At 41.5% G+C, this 12,326-nt stretch carries 11 protein-coding genes; 3 read left to right on the top strand and 8 right to left on the bottom strand.

The features are described 5' to 3' along the window. The first annotated feature begins 33 nt into the window (after positions 1 to 33). Entirely contained in the window at positions 34 to 249 is a 216-nt protein-coding gene (locus AC1D0K_RS18625) for a hypothetical protein (RefSeq protein ID WP_477390706.1), read from the top strand. A gap of 226 nt (positions 250 to 475) precedes the next feature. Here AC1D0K_RS18625 and AC1D0K_RS18620 read toward each other — a convergent pair whose 3' ends face one another. After that, positions 476 to 961, bottom strand: a complete 486-nt coding sequence (locus AC1D0K_RS18620; protein WP_477390704.1) for a hypothetical protein — start codon at positions 959 to 961, stop codon at positions 476 to 478. A 241-nt stretch (positions 962 to 1,202) separates the two neighbouring features. Here AC1D0K_RS18620 and AC1D0K_RS18615 point away from each other — a divergent pair, with 241 nt between their 5' ends. Next, entirely contained in the window at positions 1,203 to 2,360 is a 1,158-nt protein-coding gene (locus AC1D0K_RS18615) for an acetyltransferase domain-containing protein (RefSeq protein ID WP_477390702.1), read from the top strand. 198 nt (positions 2,361 to 2,558) lie between these two features. Here the strand turns inward: AC1D0K_RS18615 and AC1D0K_RS18610 are convergent, their stop codons facing one another. The 7 genes from AC1D0K_RS18610 to AC1D0K_RS18580 form a co-directional block, all read right to left on the bottom strand. Beyond that, complete coding sequence (locus AC1D0K_RS18610; RefSeq protein WP_477390700.1) at positions 2,559 to 5,060, bottom strand: alpha-L-rhamnosidase-related protein; 2,502 nt, start codon at positions 5,058 to 5,060, stop codon at positions 2,559 to 2,561. Positions 5,061 to 5,286: 226 nt separating this feature from the next. Continuing rightward, positions 5,287 to 6,078 (bottom strand): alpha/beta hydrolase, encoded by a 792-nt coding sequence (locus AC1D0K_RS18605; RefSeq protein WP_477390698.1) that lies wholly within the window; start codon positions 6,076 to 6,078, stop codon positions 5,287 to 5,289. 96 nt (positions 6,079 to 6,174) lie between these two features. Then, positions 6,175 to 7,035 carry a helix-turn-helix domain-containing protein gene (locus AC1D0K_RS18600; protein WP_477390696.1) on the bottom strand — a complete coding sequence of 287 codons (861 nt, stop codon included), beginning with the start codon at positions 7,033 to 7,035 and terminating at the stop codon, positions 6,175 to 6,177. Between the two features lie 158 nt (positions 7,036 to 7,193). Continuing rightward, the gene (locus AC1D0K_RS18595) at positions 7,194 to 8,060 is read right to left on the bottom strand and encodes an SDR family oxidoreductase (protein ID WP_477390694.1); all 867 of its coding nucleotides are present in this window, start codon (positions 8,058 to 8,060) and stop codon (positions 7,194 to 7,196) included. A gap of 75 nt (positions 8,061 to 8,135) precedes the next feature. After that, entirely contained in the window at positions 8,136 to 8,705 is a 570-nt protein-coding gene (locus AC1D0K_RS18590; RefSeq protein ID WP_477390692.1) for a TetR/AcrR family transcriptional regulator, read from the bottom strand. A gap of 230 nt (positions 8,706 to 8,935) precedes the next feature. Then, entirely contained in the window at positions 8,936 to 10,345 is a 1,410-nt protein-coding gene (locus AC1D0K_RS18585) for a tetratricopeptide repeat protein (RefSeq protein WP_477390690.1), read from the bottom strand. A gap of 166 nt (positions 10,346 to 10,511) precedes the next feature. After that, a complete protein-coding gene (locus AC1D0K_RS18580; protein WP_295720663.1) occupies positions 10,512 to 10,721 on the bottom strand; it encodes a hypothetical protein in 210 nt (69 codons plus the stop codon). 347 nt (positions 10,722 to 11,068) lie between these two features. Here AC1D0K_RS18580 and AC1D0K_RS18575 point away from each other — a divergent pair, with 347 nt between their 5' ends. Continuing rightward, positions 11,069 to 12,316 carry a YdcF family protein gene (locus tag AC1D0K_RS18575; protein ID WP_477390687.1) on the top strand — a complete coding sequence of 416 codons (1,248 nt, stop codon included), beginning with the start codon at positions 11,069 to 11,071 and terminating at the stop codon, positions 12,314 to 12,316. Positions 12,317 to 12,326 lie beyond the last annotated feature (10 nt).

The following is a 12,326-nucleotide window of genomic DNA, read 5'->3' as shown; positions in this document are numbered from 1 at the left end:
CAACAATTTTATTAACCTGAAAATAAAGGGACAATGCATAGTCAAGAAGAAATAGTTAACAAAGCAAAGAAAAGCATAGGATTTTTAGATGTATCAGTCTTAGCTGAAAAAAATGAAATTAAAGTGTACGTCACTCTTCCATTTAAAGAGGACGGTGTGCTTTATGGTTATGATGTAGCATTCGAAAAAACAATAAATGAAGCCCACGGGATTGTTTGGGAATATGTAAGTTATATTAGAACACTCTAATCCCCCCCTAATTGGCGCGAGTATGCCGGACCAGGCTTTACGATGGGGTGCCTCGTGACTTGCGGAGCCTGTTTAATTAACATCTTACAGGCTGCGCTGATGCTTCAACAGGCAAGCGTTTGGTCACGAGTACGCCTCCTTTTAGGCCTTCGCTGCATACTCGCGCCAATTAAAGGCTGCCCGAAACGAGAGATGTTTGCGGTTGCTCGCCCAGATCAAGAGTTAATTAATTGACAGCATTGTCATAAATATATTTTTGCATATTATAATCATCAGGATATTCCTTACGCGCTTTTTGTTTGGCAGAAACATTTGTGGCACGTTGCATATAATCTTTAGCAATAGATTGCTGGTCATACACATATTTTTGCATCGAATAATCGTCGGAATATTGTTTGATTGCAAAACGTTTTAACTCCATATCAACCACAATTTTCATATAGGCTTTATCTATCTTTTGCTTATCATACACATAATTCTGCATACTGTAATCATCAGGATATTGATTTTCGGCAAAAAGTTTAAGCTCTGCATCAGTTACGCGGGCCATGTAATTATATCCTTTTTTCTGCTGGTCATATACATACTGCTGCATGCTGGCATCGTTAGGGTATTGACTTTTTGCAATTGACCAAAGTTTTTCGTCTATGTTTTGAGCAAAAGCAGACGAACAAAATAAAATAGCGATTATAAACGCAAGGATAGGTTTCATTGTAATTAATTATAATTGTGAACTGATAAAAATAGAAATAAAAACAATTATTGCAATAGGGTGAATGTAGTTGTTTACATGTGCTGTCTTTGCTGACAGAAGTTTATCACTTCAACTGGCGCGAGGATGCAGCCCTGGCCTGGCGCGAGGATGAAGACTTAGGCAAAACAAAAAGACTTTTAGCGCCGCCCAGAAATCACAGCTATTGAGATAGTTAACGTTTTATTCTATCTTTAATTCGATGAAAGAACGTATACAGTCGATAGACATGGTTCGCGGACTGATCATGATCATCATGACGCTGGACCACACCCGCGATTTTTTGCACCTGGCAGGGCCGCCGCCGCTTGATGTGCAGCGCACCACGGTGATCCTGTTTTTTACACGCTGGATAACGCATTTTTGCGCGCCAACCTTTGTTTTTTTGAGCGGCGTATCGGCATGCCTGGCCGAGCAGCGCAGAACAACCGGCGAGATGACCTCCTTCTTACTAAAAAGGGGCGCCTGGCTCATATTTTCCGACCTGGCAATTATTAGCCTTATCTTCAGCTTTGATGTACGGTACCATTTCCCGGTGCTCGAGGTTTTATGGGCCACCGGCTTTGGGATGATTGTTTTAGCCTTATTGATCCGCGCACCTAAACAAGTCATAATTGCTGTCGCTGTCCTGATCATTGCCGGCCATAACTTATTGGATAACGTTGATCTGCCTAAAAACGGCACCCCGGGCAATCTAATCACCCTATTATTGAACGGAGTAGGGGCGTTGATCCCTATCGGCGCTAACCGGTTTATCTTTGCTATTTATGCTGCCATTCCGTGGACCGGGGCTTTATTGCTGGGCTATGTTTTCGGCCAGCTTTACAAAAAGGGTTATGATGCTGCAAAGCGGCGAAAAATATTAATGCTATCAGGCTGCTCGTTAATAGTCTTGTTTATTACCCTGCGGCTCATCAATAATTACGGCGACCCTGTACCATGGGCCGTTCAGCGGAATGCGGCGCATTCCCTACTATCCTTCCTGAACGCGCGTAAGCAAACGCCCTCTCTGCTGTTTATGTCGATGACGCTTGGGCCTATATTATTGTTGCTGTCGTTTATCGAGGGTATCAGCAATCGCATCACCAGGTTTTGCATCGTATACGGCAATGTGCCCTATTTTTATTTCATCACGCATTTGGCGCTGCTGCGCGTCATCAATGTAGCCGGAGTTGTACTGGTGGGTATTCCCCTGGATTTTCAAAAACCTTCTCCCGTATGGGCCGCGCCGGGTTTCGGTATTCCGCTGTGGGCAGTGTACCTGTGCTGGATAGCCGTTATTGCGCTGATGTATTACCCCTGCCGCTGGTATGGGCGGTATAAGCAAACACACAATTGGTGGTGGTTATCGTATATATAGACGCTTAGGGGATTCCCGTTGTAGCGGCGTTTATTTGCTAAATTTTTTGTTAAATATAGTAACGTTGCCCCCCTTGGCGCGAGAATGACGACTCGGCCAAAAGCGTAAAGGCTTCTCGTGACATTACCCACTATTCCCGCCTGCCAGATCTTAGACTTAACTTCGCGTTTTTTTTAACGACTCTCTTTCAATAACCCACTATTCATCGGTACTAATAATAAACTGAGTATTTGAACTACAGGTTTTATCGAAAAAAAGGCTGCCATCATTTTTCGCTTCCACGCGTTGATTGGCATTATTTATCCTTACATGGTAGCCCTGTCCGGGTTTAAGCCCTGTAATTGTAAACATGTATTTGCCTTTTGATGTCACGGTCCAGGCGATTTTCTTCGTTTCCCAGGAATTAATTTTCATATCAATACGACCTGATCTGCCCGCTACCTGCAGCAGCGAGCTGTCGCGGTTGTGATGAAAATACGTTAGTTTGCCTCCAGTCATCGACGCGCCAAAGCTTTCATTGCTGCGAACTGAAAATGCTTTGCCGCTCATTTCATAGTCATTAACGCTGAGTTTAATTTGATACGCGGTATCGCGAACGGTATAAGAAAACTGCGTTCCGTCCAGTATTTTAATCATATGGGGCTCCAGGCCCATCCTGTTCCACATGGGCCTTATGCCGTAAATATCCCGGTACAGGGCTGTGATAGAGGTGCAAATACCTGCTAAAATATCGTCGCCCTGACCCAACTGGGTTACCCTGCTATATCGCTGAGACGAAAGGCCATCCTTTTTGTACTGTTCCAAAATGTTGGTGATATATTTTAGAGCAATGGTTTTGTTGTATTTGGCATAGGCCCTTATGCCAAGATAACCCCAGGTAGGGAATATATCCCCGTTTTCATATTTAGGGAACGGCCAGTTTCCTTGCTGTACTTCGGCCCTTTTAAATGAATCGAAACACAATGGCCAGTGGAACAAATTTTCGGCCTGGGTCCGTTGCTCTATTTGATTAAGGATAAGAGATATCCGATCCGGATCATCGCATAATCCAAACGCGATTGCCGCGAAATTTACCGGGGTAACCAGGTTATCGCCGTGTACAGAACCATCTTTATCCCGCCAGTACACATATTGCTTTTTGGCGGGCAACCAAAACCCTCCTTCTTCAACAGGTTTGTTAAAGGCCCTTTTGAGGCGCTGCGCTACAGCCGAGTAGTAACCGGATTTTTGTTGGTTACCCATTACTTTTTCGCAATTGGCCCATAAATTTAATGCCTCATACAGCTGTGCATTTACAAAGGCGTTTTCATAACCTGCATAAACAATATCCAGCCAGTCGCTGGCCTTTTGTTCGGCTATGTTATTGTTTACCATTTCAAAGATGCCGTTGTTATCCGAGTCTCGTTTAATCAGCCAGTCCAGCGCTTTTTCACAACTTGCCTGGTGAGTTTTGAGCCATGTTATGTTGCCGCTAATATCAAACTGTTCACTTGTGTTGATCACATAACCGGTTTGTGAGTCAACCGTATAACCCCACATCGCTTCATAATAACCCGTTTGGGCATTGTATGTACCGGGTATTTCATCGCCGGGCTCATTGTGCCAGCGGGATAACACCCTGCCATCGGCAAGTATGGCCTGGTCACGTTCCTGATCAAGCGTTGCCGATATATTGGCGGTGTAATTTTTATCGTCAATTGCCATGCCTATCTGCGCAAAAAAAGGTTCATGCAAACATTTCCAGTTGGTAAGCCAGCCGTTGCCACCTACAATATTATTATCTACAACGCCATATCGCGCGGTGGTGTTCAGCAGCTCCCGTACCGCTACAGCATCAACACCCGGAAGCTTGCCCCGTGAGTGTTTTTTAAAATAGTCAACATATTGCAGTTCATAATGTACGGCTACTTTTCCTTTTTCTATTTTAAAAGGAGCAAATACATTGTACCGCTGCGCCACAAACCTGCTTAAGTTGTACCGCTGTTGTAAGGGGGCACCCGTTACTAATTGCGTAAGAGAAAATTCATCTTTCGCCCCGTGCGAGTACTTGGAAGCGATTACCTTTCCTTTACCGGGTATGGCGTTTATACACAATGCATCCCCCGATTTCGCGTTCCAGAAAGTTACCCCGCCTGTATGAACGCCGTAGGTATCATCTTTTTTGCGAAGGTATTTACACCAAACCATCCCCCCGTTATCTATGATGCCCCCCTTCCAAATAGAAAGATTGGCAAAGTTCCATTTAGGGAAGGCCATATCTTCTAAACCGGCAGCCTTATCGTACTCCCGGGTAATGTCCCACCGTATTTTATCACCGTGTAATTCAAAATCCCACTCTTCTTTTACAGCAATATTGTCATCGCCATAGCTTATCCCCGTTAAACTAATTTTATTCCCCGTTTCCGTTACTTTTACATCGCTCAGGTGATTATCAGAAGAAAAAGAGCTGTTTTTCGTTTCGATGCCGGTATATATCCCCAGGGGAGATAATGTGTTAATGCCTTTTATATTTAATTGTTTAATTACACAGCCCGATGAGTAATCAATCAGGATAGACAGATTTTTATCCGGAACGGCGATCGTAATCGTTTTAGCCTTAAAATCATGCTTTATGGCATCGTATCTTTTGGGATAAGAAAAGCCTGCCCCCTGAAAAAGTTGCAGAAGAACAAAAAAGGATATTAAAACTCGCCGGATCATGAAATTGCGCTTTTTATAAAAGATGTAATCAGAAAACAAAACTGAAATTTTGTTAAGTATTTGCCGCAAGATAAAGCAGAACAGGCTGATTTGTGCAATTCCATTCCAGAGAAATGCAATAAATAATAAACTTGTTCAGGACCCCGGTTATTAAATTTCTGAAAATTAAAAAGCCCCTTATACCTTGAACGGTATAGGGGGCTTTTTAATAAATATATCCTACAGTTTATTTTACCGCACCAACTTTAGTGGCTGCTTCAATGATAACTTTAGCAACAGCATCTGGTTGCGAAATAAATACCACGTGACTGCCTTTTATTTCTGTTACTTTGGCGCCGGCACGTTTGTACATCTTGCGTTCTGTATCCGGGTTGATGGCTTTATCTTCAGTAGCTACTACAGCAAAGCTCGGTTTTGTTTTCCAGGCTGCTTCAGCAACCGGCGCTACAAAAGCCTGTACAAAGATAGGGCCTTGTGAAGCATACATAAAGTCGGCTTCCTCCTTGCTTAAATCGGCAGCAAAACCAGCGTGAAATTGATCTTTTGCAAAGTAAATTACGCCTTTATCATCAGGGGGCAATATGCCGTTTACAGATGTTGGCAATAACTGAGCCCATTGCAGGGTTGTTTCACCTTTATCAGGCGCAAAGGCAGCTATATAAACCAGGCCAACTACTTTTGGGTTTACGCCGGCCTCTGTAATTACAGTGCCTCCCCAGGAGTGACCTACCAATATTACCGGTCCGTCTTGTTTGTCAATTGCCCGGTTGGTGGCGTCAACATCATCTTTAAGCGATGTTAAGGGGTTTTGAACAACGGTAACATTGTACCCTTTTTTTGTAAGTATATTATATAATCCTTTAAAGCCAGAGCCATCGGCAAAGGCGCCATGTACCAGTACAACATTTTTTACGGTTTGTGCTGCTGCTGTTGTAGCTGAGCCAATAATGGTTGATAGGATGATAGCTGAGGCAAATAGGCCGCTTTTTAATTTGTTTTTCAGTGATTGAGTTTTCATGTTTTTGTATGTTGATTTTTAATGTTCGAATCAACGATACAAAGGTGCGCTAACTCCTGCAGCGGCGGAATGGGCATACTTCCCGATGACTTGTAATTATTTCCCTATGGATGCCATTTTTTTACTGCTCCTGAACTCTGACGGCGAAAAAGAAGTATGTTTTTTAAAATAGTTGCTAAAATAGGCAGCGTCATCAAACCCCAGTTCATACGTAATTTGCTTGGCCGATTTATCGGTGTAAAACAGCAATCTTTTAGCTTCTATCAGGATTCTCTCCTGGATTATCTGGATGGGGGTTTTGTGATTATATAGTGCAAAAAGGTTTGATAAGGTTTTTGGTGATCTGTTTAACTGTTCGGCATAATAGCTTACACTATGTTGTGTGCGAAAGTTCATTTCAACCAGCAAATTAAATTTCCGCAAAATATGGAAGCGGTCATCATTCAGTTTTACATCCGGGAAACTGCCTGCCCTGGCAAGCCTGGTGACCATGATGATGAGTCGTTTTAACAGCATCAGCAACATATCGTTTTGAATACCATCATTCGTATTCAACTCTTCAACAAAAACATCCAGCAATAACTGCAGTTTCCGTTGGGTATCTTCATCCAAATCAATGAACACATTATCATTCATGCCAAATAAAAAGCCTACGCAGCTCACCTCCGAGTCATGATCAACAATACAATAAAATTCGCGATTAAACTGCCAGGCCACAATATCAGCAGGGCGTTCAAAATAAAATGACTGATTGAACATCAGCGGCAATATGGTTTGCGGCTTAAAATCATACGCCGAACCATCAATGCTTACGGTTTGTTTTTCGCCGCGGTTCCAGGCTATAGTGAAATATTTATTGTCTTGATCACGTGTATAAAACAGGCGATCAAAATCTATTTCGTTATTGAGTAGCAACAGATCGCCGCCCGTGCTCTGGTTAGATACTGATAATTTCATTTGGGGAATAAAGATATTATAAAATCACAGCTTCTGTAAGTACCGCCCAAGGCATGAATTATCGTGCAGAAAATTCCCCCGACAACAGCGCATTTTCGCGCCTTATAAATTTAGTGTAAAGCAGCATTTGAGTATACTGCTTTACACTAAAATGGTGATTATCCATTTTTACGGATACCCATGCTTATTTCTACTATTTCCTGAATCAGGCTATTTACTTTTTCAAAATTTGCGGTTTGCGGGCCGCCGCCAACAACGGTAAACAATGGCCTTTGTCCCTGGGGCAATTCAACTAATGCCAACATAGCATCGGCCACTTCCTGTGGGTCACGGCTTTCCGGTGTTGGATCAAAGTATTGAATTACCCCCTTTTTATAATTGAGGATATCTTCACCATACGATGCCTCAACAGCAATATTATTAGGCTGTAATGATTTGGTTGTAATGTCAGTTGTTTGATAAGCTCCCGGCTGAATAGTAGCCACATCAATACCTGAGGATTTCAATTCATAATGATAACCTACAGAAAGTGCATCCAAAGCCGCCTTAGTGCCGTTATAAGTAGTTAAAATAGGAATATAATGCCTTGACTGAACGCTGGTGATGTTGATTATTAAACCATCCTTCTGTTTGTGCATAAACGGCAATACTGCTTTCATCATCCGTTCGGGACCAATGGTGTTAACCTGAAACAACTGTTCGGTTTGTTCAATTGACAGTGCTTCCCCAAGTCCTAAGTAGGAAAGGCCCGCGTTATTGATTAATACGTCAATAACTCCGCCCGATTTTTCACTGATCTCGGCAATGGCTCTCTTAACAGAGTCATTATTGGTTACATCAAGCTCAATAACCTCAACTGTTGCGCCATTTTCTTTAGCCCATTGTTTTAATTCGCCGGCTGGCACCGAGTTTGAACCCGCAATATTACGCATGGTGGCATATACAGTATGCCCTTTGGCGGCCAGTGTTTTTACTGCCTGAAGTCCGAAACCGCTACTGCTTCCTGTTAGGATGATCTTTTTCATATTGTTGTTTTTTATGTTTAGTGATTGATATTATTACTTACTTACATATAAGCAAGTGTTGCAATTAAATTTTTTTTATTTCGTTTTTAACGACTTTCGCAGGCTATCCATCACCTGGTAAAAGTATTCTTCGCCCTGTACACGCCCTATCTGTAATGATCCCGGCAGTATTGCAGCCCAATTGTTGGCCATTTCCAGGGCTGTAATCTCAAAATTAAACCTCCCGGATTCTAATCCGGCCTGCATTACTTCTGTAAGCCAGGTGTATATAACGTTTAGATACTGGGCCGAGGCAATTTGCAATTTTTCAGACACATCATGATAGGCTGAGCAAAAAGTACCTACCAGGCATAGTTTATGCCCATCTTTAAAATACCTGTCATAACAATCAAGTAAGGCCTCAAGCCCCAGCAATGGATCGCCGTTGGCTGTAAGCCTTATCATATTTACAAACTCCTGCCTGTCCTTTTCAATAACAGCCAAACCCAAATCTTCTTTTAAAGGATAATAATGATGAATTGCTGCATTTTTAATATTTAACGCTGTAGCTATCTGCTTGTAATTAAATGCATGATAGCCTATCGTCAAAATATAATTCCTTCCTAATTCAACAATCTTATCGCGGGTATGTAATGCGGAGTCCATTTACTAGTATATATTTTTTTAACGACGCAATGCTACTTACTTCTATGTAAGTAAGCGAATTAATTTTCAATGCTTACAAATGGATTACAAATGCGCGTCTCTTGCCAAGAGATATCATTAAATGAGTTATTTAGGTTGTATTGTGGACTTTACCTCCATAGCCAGCGATACAGCAACAATAAATGGGATTAACTTCCATCAGACAGATCCACTTAAATGCCCTACAAATTTCACTTCTTCAAATCACTGCCTGCCTTTGTATCAACAGGCTTGTTTTCGGCCGCTGATGGTTTATGGGGCACTTCTGCATGAACCAATTTTTTACGCATCCAACCTCCAAGCCTATGGTGTAGCGGTGCAAGGATAGAAGCGAGGATAACCAGGATAAACAACTCCAATATGGGCAAATGGTTACTGATACGCTGTACAAACGGATGAATAAAAAGCGTAATAAATTCAAAAACAAGTAACAACGAAAGGATCCCCATATACTCGATTACCTTGCGGTGAGTTCGACCTTTACTAAGTACCAGCAATATCAAAAAGAAAAAGGGAATAAATATAGCAATACCTATAAGCTGCAAATCCACCAATCTTTCGTCTGCCTCCCGTTTCTTTTCTTCTGCTATTTCCTGTTGCCGGGCTGCCTCATTAAAACTAAGGGTTTGTATTTGCTTAACTTTCTCCACATTAAACATACTATCCTTTGCCGCCATTGCCGTTTTTAGATATAACAGCTCCAGATGCTCATTGGATTGCTGATATATTTGAGTAAGCAAATTACTTGCGCTATAAATAGCTATTGGATACTTGGCTTTCTTTGCTGCCTCCAGTGCATTTTTAGCGTAATACACGCTGGAGTCTATTTTATTAATGTTTTTATAGAGCACAGCGATACTGTTATAAGTATCAGCAAGACTGCTTTGGTCATTATTCTTATTAGCATAAACAATGCTCAATCTATAGTAATCAAGCGCGAGTGCCTGGTGTTTCATTTTATAATTAATATCGCCTAAAATGGATAGGGTATTAGGCAACATTTCCGGGGCACCTATACTTTGCTGTAACTCATAGGCGCGCATTTCATAACCCAAGGCTAAATTTACTTTATTGAGTTTAATGTAACAGTTGCCTATATTGGATAGTACAATGCTCAGGAATTTTTTATTATGAAGCGACTCTGCAATGGCCTTCGCCTTAAAGTGGTAATATAACGCCTTGGTATTATCGTTTTGATCTGAATAAATAATACCGATATTATTGAGGCAGGCTAACTCACCGGGGCGGTCGTTACTTTCTTCTCTTATCTTTAAGGCACTAAGTAAAAATTTTAGGGCACGATCATATTTGCCATTTTTCCACAATACAACACCCAGCCTGTTTAAGCTGTTGGCCTCGCCGGCCTTATGTTTTGTATTACGGGCAATGGTAAGGGCTTGCTCCGCATAAATTAAGGCGCTATCTGGGTTAAAGGACTGCACTTCCATGCTTTTTTTAACAAGTACAGCAATTTGCGCGGTATCATCGCCCGGATTTTCAACCAGTGATTTTAATAATGCCTTTCCTTTATCTTGCGCATAAGCAATGATTGCACTACTTAGCAGTAGGCAAATAAAAGCGGTTTTTCTATAGGATTGCATTTGCATAAAGCACAGTTAACAAGATAAAAACAGGTCAAAAATGCCTTCTCCCATCTCTTATCAGAACCAGAATTCCCTGTTCTGTAAGATATAAGTTAGCGGATACCCATATTCCAATTCCATTTCGGGTTCCGGATAAGCCTGTAAAATTATGCAACCAATAGGATCAACTTCGGCCAATAGGGGTGTTTTTATCCCTCAAGCTACTTTCCATGGCCAAACTTGGCGCAATTTCGTTTACATCCTGCTCTTCTGAAATACCAATTGGTGTTCCTGTATCAAGAGCATCATTAGTTACATTCTCGTCTGGAGAATTATCTCCAGTGTCTCCACCGCCGATGAATCCATCCGGTGTGTTTTCTTCGATTATATCCATGATTAGTTGTTTAATTAATTACCTTATTTTAAAGCACTTAGTTACACACTACACCTTTTTCATTTAAAATTAGCACTATGAAAACTGATAACCAAATTTTTATATTTTTATATTCCTTGCAGTAACCAATAGTTATAAACACAGCTGTTTTTAACTATAAAGAAATAAATCATAACGAATTAATAGTTAATTCATAGCGCAGCACCTCACAAACCGCCCAGAAACCTAAAAGCGATGACGCACTATGCAAAAACTCACAAACACTACCTATCTTCTATTACAGGAAACCATTTATTAACCTGCAGTTTATTTAGGAGTGCGTTATTTGCAACACACACAAATTTTATATGAACAAACTTTTTTTTATAGTGCTGACGTGCCTTTCAGGGTTCAGTAGTTATGCACAGGTAGCTGGCGCAAACAAAAATTTAAGTACTCCCACAGATTACATAAAAACCAAGAATTATTACCTGCTTACTTTATTTGAGGAGGACAAAGAGGTAAGCGCCCTGCTTAAAAATGATGCAGAACTCACAAAAATCACCCAAAACAAACTCAAGACGCTAAACACTTCACTTACCGATTGCAAGGATGCGGCATGCCTTATAGCCCAGGTAAAACTATCTGCCGAAGATATAGCCGCAGTTAGCAGCCAACTTACTTTACTCTATAAGCCCGGTAACGCTTTGGATAGGTTGGTTAAAATCCGGTTAATACCATCTGGTGCTTACAGCCTTTATAAAAACCTGACACCAGCGCAACTATTGGTTAAAGCCTGGGAGCAGGATGCGACAGCTATAAATTATACCATAGGCGTTTATGCCGAAGGTGATAAACCCAATTACCCTGCAATAGATTCCATAAGCTACAATGTACATGCAAAACAATACTATATTTTAATGTATGATTTTAATGCCGCTTTAATAGGCGATGTTAAAATCACTAAATTGTTTTTTGAGCCCTCACTACAGGCCGCATTGCTTTATCTGCAAATTAATGAACGGCAGGACCCCGCTCATTACGAGCCAATGGAATTAACCGTTAACAAAGCAGCGGTTGATAAAATAAAGACCATTAAATGGGCTAGTTTCCCGTACTCAAACATCCTTGTGCCAGGAGCAGGCCCGGATAACCTTACATCGCCATTAAGCGGAGAGGGAATGCTGCGTTGCAGGCTTGCAGAGCAGGAGTACAGGCTGGGCAAAGCGCCATTGATCATTGTTTCGGGAGGTAATGTGCATCCCTATAAAACAAAATTAAACGAGGCGGCCGAAATGAAAGTATACCTTATGAAAGTACTGCACGTGCCCGAAAGCGCCATTATTATTGAACCACACGCAAGGCACACCACCACCAATATGCGCAACAGTGCAAGGCTGATATACAAATATGGTATCCCGGCCAATAAACCCGGTATTGTTGTTACCGATAAATCACAAACTGATTTTATAATGCACATGGCCGAGAGATGCGAGAAGGAGCTAAAATACGTGCCTTACAAATTAGATAAACGCAACTCAGAAACAGAAGTAGAGTATTATCCGGTGGAAGAAGCGAAACAAATAGATGCCGACGAACCGCTTGATCCCCGTTAAAATTCATAAA

Source organism: Mucilaginibacter sp. P1_A3 (assembly GCF_056406855.1).
Note: the sequence above shows the minus strand (reverse complement) of the source record. Positions and strands in the feature narration are given on the sequence as shown.

Coding starts and splice junctions, on each gene's coding strand:
- AC1D0K_RS18625 (WP_477390706.1), top strand. CDS start 34: ATGCATAGTCAAGAAGAAATAGTTAACAAAGCAAAGAAAAGCATAGGA.
- AC1D0K_RS18585 (WP_477390690.1), bottom strand. CDS start 10,345: ATGCAATCCTATAGAAAAACCGCTTTTATTTGCCTACTGCTAAGTAGT.
- AC1D0K_RS18605 (WP_477390698.1), bottom strand. CDS start 6,078: ATGAAAACTCAATCACTGAAAAACAAATTAAAAAGCGGCCTATTTGCC.
- AC1D0K_RS18610 (WP_477390700.1), bottom strand. CDS start 5,060: ATGATCCGGCGAGTTTTAATATCCTTTTTTGTTCTTCTGCAACTTTTT.
- AC1D0K_RS18590 (WP_477390692.1), bottom strand. CDS start 8,705: ATGGACTCCGCATTACATACCCGCGATAAGATTGTTGAATTAGGAAGG.
- AC1D0K_RS18615 (WP_477390702.1), top strand. CDS start 1,203: ATGAAAGAACGTATACAGTCGATAGACATGGTTCGCGGACTGATCATG.
- AC1D0K_RS18600 (WP_477390696.1), bottom strand. CDS start 7,035: ATGAAATTATCAGTATCTAACCAGAGCACGGGCGGCGATCTGTTGCTA.
- AC1D0K_RS18595 (WP_477390694.1), bottom strand. CDS start 8,060: ATGAAAAAGATCATCCTAACAGGAAGCAGTAGCGGTTTCGGACTTCAG.
- AC1D0K_RS18580 (WP_295720663.1), bottom strand. CDS start 10,721: ATGGATATAATCGAAGAAAACACACCGGATGGATTCATCGGCGGTGGA.
- AC1D0K_RS18575 (WP_477390687.1), top strand. CDS start 11,069: ATGAACAAACTTTTTTTTATAGTGCTGACGTGCCTTTCAGGGTTCAGT.
- AC1D0K_RS18620 (WP_477390704.1), bottom strand. CDS start 961: ATGAAACCTATCCTTGCGTTTATAATCGCTATTTTATTTTGTTCGTCT.